Raw genomic sequence first — 16,258 nt, 5'->3', positions numbered from 1 at the left:
AACCCCCCGCGCCGCCAGGCGCGGGAAGCCCCCGCGGCGGGAAGGCCGCCAACGTACGGCCCCCCTAACGGGGGAAGTCCGCCGCCGAGGCGAAGGCGGCGCGGTCGGGGTGGCCGGTTTTGCGGAGGAGGCTCGCGACGTGTTTCTCGACGGTGCGAGGGGAGATGTGCAGCCGCCCCGCGATGTCCTTGTTGCCGATCCGCGCAGCGAGAAGGCGGGCGACCTCGAACTCGCGGACGGTCACCCCGTGGCGGCGCAGGGCCGCGGGGACGCCCTCGATGCCGGTGCGCCGCTGCCGCACCTGCGCCCCCATGCCGCGCAGCAGCCCGCGGCAGGCGGCGGCGACCGCGGGGATTCCCGCGGCGTGGAAGTGCTCCTCGGCCTCGCGGAGCCAGGTGACGGGGTCGCCCCAGCCGTCGTCGTAGGCGGCGGGGGCCACGAGGCGGAGGGCGAGGTGGCGGGCGGGCGGGTAGGGAGCGGCGGCGGTGAGGGCGGCGCGGGCGGCGGCGGAGGCCTCGGCGGTGCGGCCCTCGCGGCCGAGGAGGACGGCGTGGGCGAGGTCGGCGAAGGGTCGGTGCCAGCGGTCGCCGGTGTCCGCGGGCCGCGCGCAGTGCTGCGGGCCGACGCGTCCGGCGAGGGCGCCGAGCAGCAGGACGAGGCCGTGCCGCCCGATGTCGACGGCGGCCGGGTTCTCCATGTCGTACGCGACGGCCTGCGCCAACTCCTGCTCGGCGGTGGCGCGTTCCTCTTCGAGCAGGGAGCAGTGCGCGCGGGCGAGCCCGTACGCCATGGCGCGTACGCCAGGGGTCTCGGCCATGAGCGGTGCGAGGCGGTCGAGGGCCTCGGTCAGGGCGGCGCGCCGCCCCAGGTGGGCGTGCCGGACGGCGTCGGCGAGGTGCAGCAGCGGCAGGGCGCGGCCGAGGCGGTCGCGGGAGGCGGCGGCGATGCGGTCGCCCGCGGCGCTGAAGTCGCCGCGCCGGATCTCTTCGAGGGCGAGGGCGAACCCGGCTTCGTACGCGGGCGGCAGCACGCCGATGTGCAGGGCCTCGCGGCGGGCCGCCTCCACCGCGGCCCAGTCGCCGTCGTGCCGGGCGGTGTCGAGGGCGAGGGCCAGCTCGGCGGTGACGCGCTCGGCGGGCAGCCGGTGCTCGCGGGCCAGCGCGCACGCGGTGAGCAGGTGCCCGGCGGCGGCCGGGTCACCGGCGTGGGCGGTGAGCCGGCCGAGCTGGACCAGCGCGCGGCACTCGGTCTGCGGCGCGCCCGCGCTGCGGGCGGCCACCAGGGCCCGGCGGGCGGCGTGTTCCGCGGTGCGCAGCCGGTCCGGGGCGAGCCGGTGCGGCTCCACGCGGGCGGCGGCGGCCTCCACGGCGGCGGCGTCGCCGGCCGCCGGGGACTCGCCCAGCAGGCGCCGGGCGACGTCGAGTTGGTGCAGGGCCTCGGCGGGGCGCCCGGCGAGGGCGGTCAGTTCGGCGAGGGCGGCCCACAGCGCTGCCCGCCGCCCGGGCGGCAGCCCCTGGCCGTCCAACGCGGCGACTCCGTCGGTGAGTTCGGGCAGCAGATCGAAGCGGGCCGCGCATCCGGCGGCGTAGAGGAGCAGTTCGAGGACCGTCGCCCGCAGCGCGGTCGGCGTCCCGGCGCCCGCCGGCCGGTGCGCGGCGGAGAGCAGGGCGACGGCCCGCTCCACCGTGCCCTCGGCGAGGGCACGCCGCCCGGCCTCGCAGGACAGCCGCGCGGCCTCGGTGGTGTCCCCGGCGTGGGCGCACAACTCGGCGGCGCGGGCGCACCATTCGCCGGGCAGGCCCGGGTGCAGCTCGGCGAGGACGGCGGCGGCCTGCCGTGCGCGGCCGGTGCGTTCGGCGGGAGCGAGCGCGTCGCGTACGGCGCGGGCGGCGAGCGGGTGCCGGAAGGCGTACCAGTCGGGCTGCTCCGGATCGGGTTCCAGCAGGTAGGAGGAGGTCGCCGCGCGTAGCACCGCGGCGACGTCGTGCCCGCCGCGGCCAGCGGTGCGGCGCAGCACGGGCAGCGGGAAGCGGCAGCCGAACAGCGCGGCCAGGCCCAGCACTTCGCGGCCGCCGGCGGGCAGCCGGTCGACCCGGCGGGCCACGCTGCTGGCCACGGCGGGCGGCACCGCGCCCGTACATCGCCCGCGGGCCGCGGGGGAGACGGCCTCGCGGGTCAACTCCCGGATCAGGAAGGGGTTTCCGGAGCCGGTGGCCAGGACGCGGTCGAGCAGCGCGGCCTCCACCTCGGTGGGCGCGACGCCCGACTCCGCGGCGACCAGCCGCCGTACGTCCGGGGTGCGCAGCGGCGCGAGGTCGACGCCCGCGGCGGTGCCGCGCTGGCAGGCGCGCGCGGACAGGTCGGCGGCGGGCCCGGCGAGCAGCCCGGTCGTGAGGAGCACGGCGACGGGCTGGTCCGCGAGGTTGTCGAGCAGGTACTCGACGACGGCGAGGGTGCGCAGGTCGGCGTCGTGCAGGTCGTCCAGTACGACCAGGCACCCGCGCCGGCGCCGCCCGGCCTCCGCGAGCACCCGCAGCACCGCCTCGCCGACCAGCAACGGGCCGTCGAGCCCACCGAGTTCGGCCGCCTCTTCGCGCGGCGCGTCCGCCCCGGCGCCGCGCCCCCCGTCCGGCCGCACCCTCCGTACCGCCTCCGGCACCGCTCCCGGCACCCCGCGCGGTCCCGCGCCCGGGAGCGTGTCCCACTCCGCGGCCGGGCCCTCCCGGGGCGGGGCGGGCTCCTGCCGCAGGTCCAGGGAGGGCAGCAGGGCGGCCAGCACCCTGGCGTACGGGCCCAGGGCGGCGGGGGAGGGGAGCGGGGCGGTGCGGGTCAGCGAGAGGAGGGCCTCGATCAGCGGGCGGTAGGGGACCGGCGGGGAGACCGCGCTGATGCCGCCGCGGGCGGTGGCCAGGCCCGCGGCGGTGGCGGCGGCGAGGGCCTCGGCGGCGAGCCGGGTCTTCCCGGCGCCCGGTTCGCCGGTCACGACAAGGGCGCCGCCCCGCCCGGCCCGCGCGGCCGCGAGGACAGCGGCGACGCGGTCCATCTCAGCCTGTCGGCCGACGAGTTCGGCGGACCGCAGCGCCGCTGTCTGCGGCGGTAACGGCCTCACCGGCGGCCCAACGCGCGGCGGCTGCTGGCGTACGGCTTGCTCATCGGCTCTCCCGGGACGCGACTGGCACGGCGGGCAGTGCGTCCGGGCGGCGGGCGGTGCGCTCGCGCGGCGGGCAGGACTGCGCGGCCGGCAGGCTGGCAGGACAGGCGGTACGGGCGGAGCTGGTACGGCCCCCGCGGTGCCGGGCGGTGCGCGCCGCCCGGGGAGCGGTGGTGCGGGCGGCGGTCCGCGCGCGGCGGGAGCGTACGGGACGGCGGCTGCGGGCCCGCGAGGCTTATGAGCTGAGGTGAATGATGCGGGGGACATCATCCGCCTCAGCTCGCGCACCACCATGACGCATCGCACGGGGGGCGTCAACCACGCCGGGTGCTCCACGCGCCCTTTCGGCCGCCGTACCCGACCCCCCAACTGGGGGTTTGCGCAGGCGAATTATGGGTGCCGGCTACGGATGTGCGGGTGTTCGGCCGCGCGGTTGGCTGGATCCGCCGTTCGGCACATGCGCGTCCCACCATCCCGAGCGCGCCCGCGCGCTCCCGACCGGCCGCGGCGCGGCCCGCGGCGAAGGGCCGCTCGGGAGACACCGGGAATCACGGGAAACCAAAGGAGACAACGCCATGAGCATCCTCAACCTGCAGAAGATGGAGCCCGTCGCCGTCGAGAGCGCGGTCGCGATCCTCAGCACCACCAGCTCCGGCAGCAGCTGCTGCACCACCTCCCCCAAGAAGCCGTCGCTCTGACGGCTTTCCGGTCCCGGCACCGGAAGGCGAGGCCATGAGCATCCTCAAGCTCCAGGAGCTGCGGCCGGTGGCGCGGGAGTCCCTGCTGCCGGTCGTCAGCCACACCAGCAGCTGGGTGCACTGCTGCGAGGACCCGCCGGACGACGACGACTGAGCCAGGTCGTACGTACGGCACGCACCACGGCCGGGCGGGTGACCCCACCTGCCCGGCCCGCCCGCCGGCCCACCCACGGAAAGGACGGAACCCATGAGCATCCTCAAGCTCCAGACGATGGCGCCCATCGCCACCGAGAGCGCGGTCGCGATCCTCAGCACGACCAGCTCCAGCAGCGACTGCTGCAAGACCACCAAGCCGGTCGTCAGCTGACCGCTCGCACGCCGCCCCGGCCGGGCGCCTGACGCGTCCGGCCCGCCGAGAAGAGGAGATGACGCGATGAGCATCCTCAAGCTGCAGACGATGACGCCCGTGGCCGTGGAGAGCGCGGTGGCGATCATCAGCTCGACCAGCTCCAGCAGCGACTGCTGCAAGAAGCAGCAGAAGCCGCCGACCGCCTGACGGTCGCGCCGTGCGGGGGCGCACCCGCCCCCGCACGGCATCCGCGCGCCCGCGGCCGTACGCGCCGACGCACGTGCCCGCCGCACCCGACCCGCGCCCGCACCGGACACCGCCCCGCCGCGGCGGCCGGACGACCACACCAAGAGGCAGACATGCGCGACGAACGATGGGTCAACCGCTTCCTCTTCGCCTGGAACGACACGCTGTTCTTCGACCCGCTCGACGTCTACTACGTGCCGCGCGAGGACAACTTCATCGCGTCGGTCGACCCCGAGGTGCGCGCCGGGTTCCGGCGCAGCGGCATCTGGTGGATGTACCGGCAGGACGAGCAGCTGCCGGCGCAGGGCTGGAAGATCCACGTGTCGGCGAGCCTGCGGACGGTGCGCCGGGTGGCGACGGACGTGATCGGCCATCTCACCGCGCGGGGCGTCGACTTCAAGGTCGCCCTGGACATGAACATCTTCGAGATGCTCAACTCCAAGGCCATGTCGCGCGGCAGCGCGGGCAAGCTCATCACGGTCTACCCGGCCGACGAGGACGTCTTCCGCTCGTGCCTGGCCGAACTCGCGGCGCTGCTGGAGGGCGTCGAGGGTGCGTACATCCTGTCCGACATGCGCTACAAGGACAGCAAGGCGCTCTACTTCCGCTACGGCCAGTTCCTGTCCACGCACACCGTCGACGTGATGGGGCGGCCCATCCCGCACATCGTCGGCCCGGACGGGCCCGTGCCCGACGAGCGGCAGATCGGCTACGCCCAACCACCCTGGCAGCCCTGGCCGTTCACCGACTGGAAGCCGGGTGACTTCGGCGCCGACGAGGAGGGCGACGGGCTGCTCGGCGGGCGCTTCCGGGTCACCGAGGCCATCCAGTTCTCCAACACCGGCGGGGTCTACAAGGCCGAGGACACCGCGCGCGACAACAAGGTCGTGGTCGTCAAGGAGGCCCGGCCGCACACCAACATCAACCCGCGCCTGGAGCACGACGCCCTCGACATCAGCGCCCGCGAGTGGACCTTCCTGACCCGGCTCGGCGACCTGGACTCCTTCCCGACCCCGATCACCACCTTCCGGCACTGGGAACACCACTTCATCGCCGAGGAGTTCATCGACGGCAAGGACATCCGCTCGGTGCTGCTGGAGCGCAACCCGCTGGCCCGGCCCGGCCGTTCGACCGAGCGCTCGCGGGAGTTCCTGAAGATCTACCTCTCGGTCTTCCGCGGCCTGACCCGGGCGGTGCGCGACGCGCACAGCCGGCAGGTGATCCTGGGCGACCTCAGCGCCGCGAACCTGCTGGTCGACACCGACACGTTCACCGTCACCGTGATCGACATGGAGTCCTGCCGGCTGGCCGAGGCCGACCAGGAGGAGGCCCATCTCGCCACGCCCGTCGAGCTGTTCACCCCCGGCTTCAGCCACTCCCGGCGCCGCTTCAACGCCTCGCAGTACGCGGACGACCTCTACGGCCTGGCGACGACCATGGCCTACTTCATCTTCCCGATCGCCGCGATGTCCTACCTGCGCGAGGACGTGCTCGGCCTCTACCGGGTCTTCACCGAGCGGCTGGGCTGGCCCGCGAGCATCCACGAGCTGCTGCTCGACATCGCCGAGGGCCGGGCCACCCTCGACGAGGTGCTGCGGTTCCTGGACCGCGAGGAGGAGCTGACCGCCGCGGTGGCCGACGCCCCGCCGCCGGTGCTCGACGAGCCGACGCTCGGTCTCGCGGCGACCGAGGCGGGCGTCGCGGCCTTCGTCACCGCCGTCGCCGACCAGGAGCGCGACACGCTCTTCCCCGTCGACCCCTTCGCCCACATCACCAACCCGCTCGGCCTCGGCATGGGCGCGAGCGGCGTGCTGCGGGCGCTGAAGTCCTCGGGTGTCGCCGTCCGTCCGGAGTGGACGGACTGGCTGGACCGGCAGCTCGCCGCGATCGACACCGTCGAATACGCCGACGGCCTCATGAACGGCCTGGCCGGCATCGCCTGGGCCGCCGACGAGCTGGGCCTGCACAGCCACGCCCGGCGGCTGCTCGCGACCGCCAACGAGCGCGGCCTGGCGGTCGACGACCACACCTTCTACTACGGCCTCGCCGGTCTCGGCATGACCAACCTGCGCTTCCACCTCGCACACCGCGACGACCGCGACGGCAGCGGCAACAGCGACCGCGACCTCGACGCCGCCCTGGCCTGCGCCCGGCGGCTCACCGAGCTGGCCCACCACGAGGGCGAACACGCCTACTGGCTCAACGACTTCTCCGCCAAGGGCCCGCTGACCGGCCTCGGCTTCGGGCAGGCGGGCGTCGCGCTCTTCCTGCTCCGCATGACCCAGGCCACCGGGGACCCGCAGTACGCCGACCTCGGACGGCGCGCGCTGGCCTGGGAGATGGCGCACACCGAGCCGCTGGAGGACGGGCTCGTGATGTTCCGCCACGAGGGCACGATGGAGCCCTACGTCGAGGTCGGCTCCGCGGGCGTGCTCCAGGTGCTGCTGCGCTACGGCTGGACCGACGACGCCCGCGAGATCGCCCGCGCCATCGACGGCTGCCAGTCCGTGCTGCCCGGCTACGCGTTCGGCCTGACCGGCGTCGCCGACGCGATGCTGGACGCCGCCGAGCGCACCGGCGACCCGGCGTACCGCCAACTCGCCCTGCGGCAGATCGACTTCGTCCGGCAGATCTTCGTCTTCGAGCCCGCGGAGAAATTCGGGCTGCCCCGCCGGGAGGGCGAGACACTGCTCGCCGTGGCGGGCGAGGGGCTGCTGCGCTGCTCGTGCGACTACCTCACGGGCGCGGCCGGTGTGCTGCGCGTCCTGCACCGCTTCACCCACGGCGGCACCGTCGACTTCCTGCTCGACGAGCTGGAGCCGGGGCAGGACGCGGCGGGCGAGGTGGCACCGTGACCGAGCTGTGGCGCACCCTGATCGGCCACCGTGCCCGGTTCGCCACGATCCTGGGCCTGGAGGCCCTGGTCAGCGGGGTCGAGGCGCTCGTGCACCCGCTGCTGCTCAAGGCGCTCTTCGACCAGGCCATCCTCGCCGGGCACTTCGCGAAGTTCATCACGCTCGGCCTGTTCTACCTGCTGCTGGGCCTGACGCTGAACATCGGCGGCTACTGGATCTCCCGCTGGCGCAAGCGGTGCGAGAACACCTTCGTGCTCCAGCTGGAGATGGAGCTGCTGGACCGCACCCTCGACCAGGACGGGCGGCGGCTGTCGGAGGCCGGCAACGCCTCGTACGTCAGCCGGGTGCACAGCGACGTCAAGGACGGCGTGCTGCCCGCGATCGACGTGTGCGTGCGGATCGCCAAACAGGCCCTCGCCTCCCTGGTGTTCATCGGGGTGCTGCTCTACCTGTCGTGGCAGGCCAGCCTCATCCTGCTGGTGATCGTGCCGCCGCTGGTGCTGGTCAGCAACCGCATCGCCAAGCGCATCGAGGACAACACCGACCCGGAGCGGGAGGGCGAGGCCCGCTACATCAACACCCTCACCCGCACCCTGGAGGCCTTCCACGCGCTGCGCGGCATGCGCGCGCTGCGCCCCGGCACCCGCACCGCCAACCGCCGCGCGCTGGACGGCTACCTGGACATCACCTTCGTCAACTACCGCCTCACGCAGAAGCAGAACACGCTCAGCGACCTGGTGATGAACCTGTCCGACACCGCCTCCATGGTCGTCGGCGCGTACTTCGTCTTCGCCGGGCGGATGACCTTCGGCAGCTTCCTGGCCTTCGTCAACTCCCTGTGGCGCGCGGTCACCGGCATCTTCGACCTCATCAACATGATCCCGCAGGTGCGGCGCAACACCGCCGTCCTCAAGCGCATCGACGCGCTGCGCTCGTCCACCCCCGCGCCCTACCACGACGAGGGCCCCATGGTCCTCGTGCACGGCGCCCGCGTCCGCTACGGGCCCGGCGAGGGCGAGGAGGCGCAGGGCGAGGGCGCGGGCACGACGGTGGCGATCGAGGACTTCGAACTGCGGCCCGGCGAGCACGTGCTGCTGCGCGGCCCCAACGGCTGCGGCAAGACCACCTTGCTGCACATCGTCTCCGGCACCCTCGCCCCCGACTCCGGCGTGGTCACCCTGCCCCCGCGCGTCGCGAGCCTGACCGCCCCCGTCAACCTCCCGCCGCTGCCGGTCCGCGACCTGGTCCCCGACCCGGAGCTGCGCGCCGCCCTGGAGCTGACGGCGCTCGCCGACCAGCTCCCCACCGACCTGTCGTCCGGCCAGCGGCAGCGGACCGGGGTCGCCGCGCTGCTCGGCGAGGACGCCGACGTCTACCTCGTCGACGAGCCCTTCGCCAACCTCGACCGCGACGGCCGCGACCTCGTCCTCGCCGCGATCGAGGCCCGCACCCGCGGCCGCGGCCTGCTCGTCGTCCACCACGGCGACGACGACCTCGACACCCGCTTCGACCGCGTCGTCACCCTCTCCGCAGCCACCGCCCGCCCCTGACCGGGGCCCCGCCGCCCCGCCCGCGCCGCGCACCCACCGTGCCCGGGGGACGCGGGCGAGGGCGGCGCGCGCTACTCCCCGCGCGCCGCCCGGCAGGCCGCCGCGTAGGCCAGGGTCAGGGGGGCCGCGGAGGCGCGGGGCCAGGCCAGGGCGAAGCGGCTGGGGGTCAGGCCGCGGACCGGGCGGGTGGCCACGCCGCCGAGGCTGATCAGCGGGGCGTTGCCCGCCGCGACCAGCACCACGCCGAGGCCCGCGACCAGCGCCTCGTACGTCTCCTCGGTGCTGGCGACCTCCGCGCCGACCCGCACCGGGCGGCCGCCGCGCTCGTCGGTGGCGAGCCAGTAGTCGCGCAGCGGGCCCGCGGCCTCCGGGATGGCGAGGAAGGGCTCGTCCAGCAGATCCGCGAAGTCGACGGGGCCGGGGTCCGCGGCGAGCCGGTGATCCTCGGGGAAGGCCACCAGACGCGGTTCCTCGGCCACCACGAGGACGTCGTAGCGGTGCTGGTCGGGCAGCGGCAGCCAGACGTACGCCACATCGCTGCCGCCGTCCGCGAGCCCGGCGGTCGGGTCCTGCCAGCCGACCTGGCGCAGCCGCAGCTCGGCCTCGGGGTGGGCGGCGGTGAAGCGCGAGCGGACGGCGGGCAGCAGCCCGCCGCGGCCGGGGCTGGTGCTCATGCCGACCACGAGCGTCGCGCGCTGCGCGGCCTTGGCCGCGTCCACCGCCGCCCGCGCGGTGTCCCACTCCGCCAGCACCCGCCGCGCGTGCGGCAGCAGGGCCGCGCCGACCGGGGTGAGGGCGACGCCCTGCCGGTCGCGGGCGAAGAGCGGCGCCCCCAACTGCCGCTCCAGCGCCCGTATCTGCTTGCTCAGCGCGGGCTGCGAGACGAACAGCCGCTCCGCGGCCCGCGTGAAGTGCAACTCGTCGGCGACCGCGGCGAAATACCGCAGGTCGCGCCCGTGAACGTCCATAACCATCGGCTATCACGAGGGGTCTTGGACGGGCAAGTGCCCCTGCCCGCAGTGTTGTTCCCAGCGGCGGACAACACCACCGCGCAGGAGACGGCAGGGAGTCGGCGATGAACAAGGTCTGGCTGGTCACGGGTGCGAACAGCGGCTTCGGCCGGGCGATCACCGAGGCCGCGGTGGCGGCGGGGGACGTCGTGGTGGCGGCGGCGCGGCGGGTCGGCACACTGGAGGACCTGGTCGCGGCGCACCCCGACCAGGTGGAGCCGCTCGCGCTGGACGTCACCGACCTCGCCGCGATCGACGCGGCGGTCGCGGACGTCCTCGCCCGGCACGGCAGGATCGACGTCCTGGTCAACAACGCGGGCCGCGGGCACGTCGGCGCCTTCGAGGAGACCGGCGACGCGGAGCTGCGCGAGCTGTTCGAGGTGCACGTCTTCGGGCCGGCCGCGCTGGTGCGGGCGGTGCTGCCGTCGATGCGCGCGCGCCGCTCGGGGGCGATCGTGCAGATGAGCAGCATGGGCGGGCAGATGTCCTTCGCGGGCTTCTCCGCCTACAGCGGCACGAAGTTCGCCCTGGAGGGCATGACCGAGGCGCTCGCGGACGAGGTGAACCCGCTGGACATCAGGACCCTGATCGTCGAGCCCGGCGCCTTCCGCACCTCGCTCATGGCCAACCTCACCGCCAGCCCGGCGATCGCCGACTACGAGCCCACGGTGGGCGCGACCCGCTCGGGCAGCGCGGCCAGCGACGGCGTCCAGCCCGGCGACCCGGCGAAGGCGGCCGCGCTCATCCTGGCCGCGCTCGACGCCGACGTCACCCCGCTGCGGCTGCCGCTCGGCGAGGACGGCGTGGACGCGGTCCTCGGCCACCTCGGCCAGGTCCGCGGCGACATCGAGGCCTGGGAGAAGCAGACCCGCGCGACCGCCTTCGACGCCTGAGCGCCCGGTGCACGCGGGTACGGCACAGGGCCCTGCCTCCCCCCGTGGAGGCAGGGCCCCGGCCGGTACGGGACAGGCAGGGCTCAGCGGCGGGTGAGCCCGTGGTGGACCGCGGAGACCAGCTCACCGTTCGACGTGTCGCCGTCGAGCGACCACATCATGGCGCCGCCCAGGTGCGCGCCGCGGATGTACGCGGTCTTGGCGGCGATCACCTGCGGGTCGTCGTACGTCCAGAAGTTGGTGCCGTCGTAGAGCCAGGCGAATCCGTTGCGGGTGTCCCGGTGGACGGTGTAAGTCCCGGACTGCGCAAGGACCTTGAGGGCGTGGTAGTCCTCGTTGCCGGCCTGCCAGGTGGCGGGCGCCGGGCCCGTGGAGGGCTGGAAGAGACCAGCGGTGCCGCCGTCGGGGACGCCGGTCCAGCCCTGGCCGTAGAAGGGCACACCGAGCACGAGCTGCCGGGCCGGGGCGCCGCGCCGCAGCCAGTCGCCGACCGCCTGGGTGTCGCTGAAGTCGTGCGGTACGGGCGAGGTGCGCGGCGCGCGCAGCGCCGACTGCTGGTTGGTGGTGGCCTCGTAGGGGCCGTGGAAGTCGTAGCCCTGGACGGTGCCGAAGTCGAGGTACTTGAAGATCTTCTTCGCCTCGAACCCGGCGTCGATCTTCGCGGGCGCGGCCGGCAGGAAGGCGCTCAGGTCGTAGTGCTTGTGCGTCGTGCGGCCGTACGCGTCGAGCTGCTTGCGGAACTCGGCGGCCAGCGCGGTGAAGTTCTTCTTGTCCTCGGGCCGGTAGACGGTGTCGGTGTCACCGGAGGAGCCGGGCCACTCCCAGTCGATGTCGACGCCGTCGAAGAGGCCGGCCGCCGAGCCCGGACCGCCCTTGCCGTCCAGCAGCGGCAGGTTGCCCTTGACGAAGATGTCCAGGCACGAGGCGACAAGTGCCTTGCGGGAGGCGGCGGTACGGGCCGCGTCGGAGAAGTGCGTCGACCAGCCCCAGCCGCCGATCGAGATCAGCACCTTCAACTTGGGGTTCTTGGCCTTGAGTTCGCGCAGCTGGTTGAAGTTGCCGGCCAGTGGCTGGTCGGCGGTGTCGGCGGTGCCGTCGACGGAGGTCGCGGCGTCCACGGGGTGCTGGTAGTCGGCCCAGGCGTCGCCCTCGCCCGCGATGTTGGCCTCGAAGCACTTGCCGTCGGCCCCGATGTTGGCGAAGGCGTAGTTGAGGTGCGTGAGTTGGGCGGCGGCGCCGGACGTCTGGACGTTCTTCACCTGGTAGTTGCGTCCGTAGATGCCCCACTGGGTGAAGTAACCGACGCTTTTGTAGGCGGAGTTGTGGGAGGAGTGGCCGCTGTGGGCCTGTGCGGTGCTGCCACCGGTGACGGCGGGCAGGACGGCGACCAGCGAGAGGGTGGCGGCCGTGGCGGCCATCCGGCCGAGAGTTCGTCGACGCATGGCGCGAAGTTATTGGTCTGGACCATTAGCGTCAAGAGGGCAGGGCGCCCTTCGCCGCCGGACGTCCGGCGCGCGGGACCCCTCCCGGGGCGGAACGGATGCCTCTCGGTGGTACCCGCACCTGCGGTGGGCGCGGCCCGTAAACTCCCCGCGTGGACATACCCCCGCCGCCTCCGCCCCCGCCGTCGCCCGACGACGCGCAGCCGTCCGGCACGCCGCCGTACCCGGGTGCCTCAGGCCAGCAGCCGCCGCAGAACCCGTACGCCGCACAGGCCCAGGAGCCCACGCAGGCCGCGATGCCGGGGCAGCAGTTCCCGCAACCGCCTGTTTCCGGCCAGCCGCCGCAGAACCCGTACGCGGCCCCCGCCGACAACCCGTACGCGGTTCCGGCCGACAACCCGTACGCGCAGCCCGCCGATCCGTACGCCGCCCAGGGAGCCCCGGCCGGCAACCCGTACGGCACCTCCGTCGGCCAGTCGGCGTACGGCTACCCCGGCGGCCAGCCGCAGCCCGGCTACGGCTACCCCGGGCCCGCGATGCCGCCGCCCTACCCCGGCCAGCCCGGCTGGTACGGGCAGGAGCGGCGCACCAACGGGATATCCATCGCCGCCCTGGTGACCGGCATCCTCCCCTGCACGTTCTTCCTCGGCATCATCTTCGGCCTGGTCGGGATGAAGCAGGTCAAGCAGCGCGCCGAGCGCGGCCGGGGCATGGCGATCTCGGGCGTCGTCATCGGCGGCCTGTGGACGGCGCTGTTCGCGGTGCTCATCACGCTGGGCGCGATGGGCAAGCTCGACGACGGCAACACCGACATCGCGGACCTCAAGGCCGGGCAGTGCTTCAACGGCGTCGACGGGGACCTGGGCATCGGCAAGGACTCGGACGACGACAAGGGCACCGCCAGGATCGACGTCGTCGACTGTGCGAAGGAGCACGCCGCCGAGGCGTTCAACATCTACCAGATCCAGGCCGCCGACGACGCTCCCTACCCGGGCGTCGACAGCATCAACGAGAACGCGCAGCGCACCTGCCTGAAGTACGCCGGCACCTACCTGGACGGAAGGTCGCTCGCCTCCGGGCTCGACCTCAGCTACTACTACCCGCCGGCCAAGCTGTGGGCGGACAACCAGCGCCAGGTGATCTGCTTCTTCTACTTCCTGGACGGCAAGGGGACCGGCACGGTGAAGGAACGCTCCGGCGCCGGCGGGTCGGGCGACGACGACCAGGAGAACGGCGACGACAGGAGCGGCGTGGGCGTCTGATCCGGCCGGCCCTTCGTCCGCGGAACGAGCCGGGTGTGCGCGGGGGCGCGCGCCCGGCTCGTTCGCGGTGTGTAGTCGGCGCGCGGAGAGTAAAGCTCAGGGGAGAGGTTGCGGACGGGCACCGAGGGTTGCCAAGCTGTCGCGGACAGTCAACCCCTTGGGAGGGGCAGCCGTGGCATTCGGTGAGCAGCCCGCATACCTGCGCGTCGCCGACGACCTGCGCCGCAAGATCCTCGACGGCACGCTTCCGCCGCACGCCCGGCTCCCCTCGCAGGCCAGAATCCGCACCGAGTACGGGGTCTCCGACACGGTCGCGCTCGAAGCGCGCAAGGTGCTGATGGCCGAGGGCTTCGTCGAGGGCCGCTCCGGCTCGGGCACGTACGTCCGCGAGCGGCCCCGGCCGCGGCGCATCGTCCGCAGCGGCTACCGGCCGGCCGGGCCGTCCACGCCCTACCGGCAGGAGCAGGCGGACGAGGGCTGCAAGGGCAGCTGGGAGTCACGCAGCGTGCAGGAGGGCGCGAGCCTGGACGTCGCCGAGCGGCTGCGCATCGAGCCCGGTGAGCGCGTCATGCGCACGCACTACGTCTTCCGTACCGAGGGCGAGCCGACCCTGCTGTCCACCTCCTGGGAGCCGCTCGCCCTCACCGGGCGCACGCCGGTGCTCCTCCCCGAGGAGGGTCCGCTCGGCGGGCAGGGCGTCGTGGCCCGGATGGCGGCGATCGACCTCGTCGTCGACCACATGGCCGAGGAAGTCGGCGCGCGGCCCGGCCTCGCCGCCGAGACGGCCGCGCTCGGCGGGGTGCCGGGCCATGTCGTGATCGAGATCCGCCGGACGTACTTCGCGTCCGGGCGGCCCGTGGAGACCGCCGACGTCGTCATCCCGGCCGACAAATACCGGGCGGTCTACCACCTGCCCGTGCGCTGACCCGGGCCCCGCGCCCGCCCCCGGCACCGGCCGCGACCTGCGGCCGGTCGCCGCGCGCCCGGTGCCGCGGCCGTCGGATCCCCGTCGAACTGCTGGCCGGATCAGTACCTCTTCGTGTCATTCCGTACCCGCGCTGTGAACCTCGGGCGTAGGGTCGGGCATATGCGCATCGCCGTTTCCTCGGACATGGACGAGCCGCCCGCCCGGCTGCTCGTCGACGAGCTGCGCCGCCGCGGGCACGACGTCGAGGTCCACGGCGCGCTGCGCGACGGCGACCGCGCCGACTGGGCCTGGAGCGCCGAGGCGGCGGCGCGCGCCGTCGCGCGCGGCGCCGCGGACCAGGCGGTCGTCTGCTGCTGGACGGGCGCGGGCGCGTCCATCGCCGCGAACAAGATCCCCGGCGTCCGCGCCGCCCTGTGCGCCGACGCGTACGCCGCGCACGGCGCGCGGGTCTGGAGCGACGCGAACGCGCTGGCGCTGGGCCTGCGCACGCTGTCCGGGGGGCTGCTCGTGGAGATCCTCGACGCGTGGTTCGCCGCGGACGCGGCGGGCGCCGGGGCCGAGCGGGACGACGCGGACCGGGCGAACATCGCGCACCTCGGTGCGATCGAGTCGACGAACGAAGACGAAGGGGCTTGAGGGACATGACGTCCGATCTCGTATGGGCGCTCATACGCCAGGACGACGGGACGAACCGCTACCGGGTGGGCCGTTACGCCACCCGTGCCGAGGCGGAGCGCATCGGCGACCTCCTGGACGGCTGCGGCCGCGACCACGGCGCCGGTGACCGGCGGCGGCGCTACGTGGTCGAGCGCATCGCCGCGCGGGTGGTGCAGGTCTGACGCGGCGGCGCGGCCGCGCACCCGCCCGGGGCGGGGAAGGCCGATGACACCGCGCCGGATGTCTGACTAAGGTCAGAGGATGGAGAGCGAGCAGACAGGGCAGGTACGGCGTTTCAACCGCACGGTCACCACCCGGGTGGGGGTGCTGAACGAGCATTACCTGGGGCGGAAGCGGCCGTACGGGGAATCCCGGGTGCTGTGGGAGATCGGCCCGGAGGGCCGGGACGTACGGGGGCTGCGCGAGCGGCTCGGGCTGGATTCGGGGTACATGAGCCGGCTGCTGCGCAGCCTGAGCGCGGCCGGCCTGGTGGTCGTGGAGCCCCTGCCGGGCGACCGGCGGGTGCGGACGGTGCGGCTGACCGAGGCGGGCGGGGCGGAGCGCGCGGCGCTGGAGGAGCGCAGCGACGCGCTCGCCGAAAGTCTGCTGGCGCCGCTCAACGAGGGCCAGCGCGCCCGGCTGGTGGCGGCGATGGACGAGGTGGAGCGGCTGCTGACGGCGGGTCTTGTGACGCTGGACGAAGCCGATCCGGAGCACCCGGACGCCCGCGCGTGCCTGCTCGCCTACTTCGAGGAGCTGGGGAGCCGCTTCGACACCGGGTTCGACCCCGCCATGAGCCTGCTGCCCGACATCGGCGGCCTGCGGCCGCCCGCGGGGGTCTTCCTGGTCGCGCGGCTGCACGGGGAGGCGGTCGGCTGCGCCGGGCTGAAGCTCCCGGCGGGGGCGCCCGCGGAGGTCAAGCGGATGTGGGTCGCGCCGCAGGCCCGGCGGCTGGGGCTGGGGCGGCGCTTCCTCGCGGAGCTGGAGGCGCGGGCCGTACGCGCCGGGCACGACACGCTGCGGCTGGACACCAACAAGGCGCTGGACGCTGCGATCGGCCTTTACCACGCGAGCGGTTTCCGCGAGGTCCCGGCGTTCAACGACGAGCCGTACGCGCACCACTGGTTCGAGAAGCAGCTGGCCGCACCGCGCCCGTAAGGCCCCCGCCAGGAAGCGCGACGCGCGGGTGTGTGGGGGAATGACGGGGAGAAGGGGAT

15 protein-coding genes are annotated in these 16,258 nt (G+C 74.2%); 12 read left to right on the top strand and 3 right to left on the bottom strand.

Annotated elements, in window-relative coordinates; genetic code table 11:
• Positions 1 to 64: 64 nt before the first annotated feature.
• Positions 65 to 3,109: an AAA family ATPase gene (locus tag ACH4SL_RS35300; protein ID WP_398453853.1), complete on the bottom strand. Its 3,045-nt coding sequence runs from the start codon at positions 3,107 to 3,109 to the stop codon at positions 65 to 67.
• Between the two features lie 617 nt (positions 3,110 to 3,726).
• Here ACH4SL_RS35300 and ACH4SL_RS35295 point away from each other — a divergent pair.
• From ACH4SL_RS35295 to ACH4SL_RS35270, 6 genes are all read left to right on the top strand, one after another.
• On the top strand, positions 3,727 to 3,849 hold the full coding sequence (locus ACH4SL_RS35295; protein WP_398453851.1) for a class III lanthipeptide: 123 nt from the start codon (positions 3,727 to 3,729) through the stop codon (positions 3,847 to 3,849).
• Between the two features lie 34 nt (positions 3,850 to 3,883).
• Positions 3,884 to 4,003 carry a class III lanthipeptide gene (locus ACH4SL_RS35290; protein WP_398453848.1) on the top strand — a complete coding sequence of 40 codons (120 nt, stop codon included), beginning with the start codon at positions 3,884 to 3,886 and terminating at the stop codon, positions 4,001 to 4,003.
• 93 nt (positions 4,004 to 4,096) lie between these two features.
• Positions 4,097 to 4,216 (top strand): class III lanthipeptide, encoded by a 120-nt coding sequence (locus ACH4SL_RS35285; protein WP_398453844.1) that lies wholly within the window; start codon positions 4,097 to 4,099, stop codon positions 4,214 to 4,216.
• 66 nt (positions 4,217 to 4,282) lie between these two features.
• Positions 4,283 to 4,405 (top strand): class III lanthipeptide, encoded by a 123-nt coding sequence (locus ACH4SL_RS35280; protein WP_398453842.1) that lies wholly within the window; start codon positions 4,283 to 4,285, stop codon positions 4,403 to 4,405.
• A 152-nt stretch (positions 4,406 to 4,557) separates the two neighbouring features.
• Positions 4,558 to 7,299 (top strand): class III lanthionine synthetase LanKC, encoded by a 2,742-nt coding sequence (gene lanKC, locus ACH4SL_RS35275; RefSeq protein ID WP_398453839.1) that lies wholly within the window; start codon positions 4,558 to 4,560, stop codon positions 7,297 to 7,299.
• A complete protein-coding gene (locus ACH4SL_RS35270; RefSeq protein ID WP_398453837.1) occupies positions 7,296 to 8,849 on the top strand; it encodes an ATP-binding cassette domain-containing protein in 1,554 nt (517 codons plus the stop codon). The genes lanKC and ACH4SL_RS35270 overlap by 4 nt, the downstream gene beginning before the upstream one ends.
• 71 nt (positions 8,850 to 8,920) lie before the next feature.
• On the opposite strand, the gene ACH4SL_RS35265 is transcribed toward ACH4SL_RS35270, so the two are convergent.
• Positions 8,921 to 9,823, bottom strand: coding sequence for a LysR family transcriptional regulator (locus ACH4SL_RS35265; RefSeq protein WP_398453835.1), 903 nt, complete (start codon positions 9,821 to 9,823; stop codon positions 8,921 to 8,923).
• A 101-nt stretch (positions 9,824 to 9,924) separates the two neighbouring features.
• Here ACH4SL_RS35265 and ACH4SL_RS35260 point away from each other — a divergent pair, with 101 nt between their 5' ends.
• Entirely contained in the window at positions 9,925 to 10,752 is an 828-nt protein-coding gene (locus tag ACH4SL_RS35260) for an oxidoreductase (RefSeq protein WP_398453832.1), read from the top strand.
• Positions 10,753 to 10,835: 83 nt separating this feature from the next.
• On the opposite strand, the gene ACH4SL_RS35255 is transcribed toward ACH4SL_RS35260, so the two are convergent.
• A complete protein-coding gene (locus ACH4SL_RS35255) occupies positions 10,836 to 12,194 on the bottom strand; it encodes a glycoside hydrolase family 18 protein (RefSeq protein WP_398453829.1) in 1,359 nt (452 codons plus the stop codon).
• Between the two features lie 152 nt (positions 12,195 to 12,346).
• Between ACH4SL_RS35255 and ACH4SL_RS35250 the strand changes: the two genes are divergently transcribed.
• From ACH4SL_RS35250 to ACH4SL_RS35230, 5 genes are all read left to right on the top strand, one after another.
• Positions 12,347 to 13,456, top strand: coding sequence for a DUF4190 domain-containing protein (locus ACH4SL_RS35250; protein ID WP_398453827.1), 1,110 nt, complete (start codon positions 12,347 to 12,349; stop codon positions 13,454 to 13,456).
• 172 nt (positions 13,457 to 13,628) lie between these two features.
• Positions 13,629 to 14,381 (top strand): GntR family transcriptional regulator, encoded by a 753-nt coding sequence (locus ACH4SL_RS35245; protein WP_398453824.1) that lies wholly within the window; start codon positions 13,629 to 13,631, stop codon positions 14,379 to 14,381.
• Positions 14,382 to 14,543: 162 nt separating this feature from the next.
• Positions 14,544 to 15,020 carry an RpiB/LacA/LacB family sugar-phosphate isomerase gene (locus tag ACH4SL_RS35240; RefSeq protein ID WP_398453821.1) on the top strand — a complete coding sequence of 159 codons (477 nt, stop codon included), beginning with the start codon at positions 14,544 to 14,546 and terminating at the stop codon, positions 15,018 to 15,020.
• Entirely contained in the window at positions 15,017 to 15,223 is a 207-nt protein-coding gene (locus tag ACH4SL_RS35235; RefSeq protein ID WP_398453818.1) for an SPOR domain-containing protein, read from the top strand. The genes ACH4SL_RS35240 and ACH4SL_RS35235 overlap by 4 nt, the downstream gene beginning before the upstream one ends.
• A gap of 79 nt (positions 15,224 to 15,302) precedes the next feature.
• The gene (locus ACH4SL_RS35230; RefSeq protein WP_398453816.1) at positions 15,303 to 16,199 is read left to right on the top strand and encodes a GNAT family N-acetyltransferase; all 897 of its coding nucleotides are present in this window, start codon (positions 15,303 to 15,305) and stop codon (positions 16,197 to 16,199) included.
• Positions 16,200 to 16,258 lie beyond the last annotated feature (59 nt).

Source organism: Streptomyces sp. NPDC021020 (genome assembly GCF_044333285.1).
Lineage (GTDB): Bacteria > Actinomycetota > Actinomycetes > Streptomycetales > Streptomycetaceae > Actinacidiphila.
This window is presented reverse-complemented; position numbering and strand designations above follow the sequence as displayed.

Excerpts from the sequence above, each read along its gene's own strand:
- lanKC (WP_398453839.1), top strand. The coding sequence starts at position 4,558 with ATGCGCGACGAACGATGGGTCAACCGCTTCCTCTTCGCCTGGAACGAC.
- ACH4SL_RS35290 (WP_398453848.1), top strand. The coding sequence starts at position 3,884 with ATGAGCATCCTCAAGCTCCAGGAGCTGCGGCCGGTGGCGCGGGAGTCC.
- ACH4SL_RS35255 (WP_398453829.1), bottom strand. The coding sequence starts at position 12,194 with ATGCGTCGACGAACTCTCGGCCGGATGGCCGCCACGGCCGCCACCCTC.
- ACH4SL_RS35285 (WP_398453844.1), top strand. The coding sequence starts at position 4,097 with ATGAGCATCCTCAAGCTCCAGACGATGGCGCCCATCGCCACCGAGAGC.
- ACH4SL_RS35280 (WP_398453842.1), top strand. The coding sequence starts at position 4,283 with ATGAGCATCCTCAAGCTGCAGACGATGACGCCCGTGGCCGTGGAGAGC.
- ACH4SL_RS35230 (WP_398453816.1), top strand. The coding sequence starts at position 15,303 with ATGGAGAGCGAGCAGACAGGGCAGGTACGGCGTTTCAACCGCACGGTC.
- ACH4SL_RS35240 (WP_398453821.1), top strand. The coding sequence starts at position 14,544 with ATGCGCATCGCCGTTTCCTCGGACATGGACGAGCCGCCCGCCCGGCTG.
- ACH4SL_RS35265 (WP_398453835.1), bottom strand. The coding sequence starts at position 9,823 with ATGGTTATGGACGTTCACGGGCGCGACCTGCGGTATTTCGCCGCGGTC.
- ACH4SL_RS35260 (WP_398453832.1), top strand. The coding sequence starts at position 9,925 with ATGAACAAGGTCTGGCTGGTCACGGGTGCGAACAGCGGCTTCGGCCGG.
- ACH4SL_RS35295 (WP_398453851.1), top strand. The coding sequence starts at position 3,727 with ATGAGCATCCTCAACCTGCAGAAGATGGAGCCCGTCGCCGTCGAGAGC.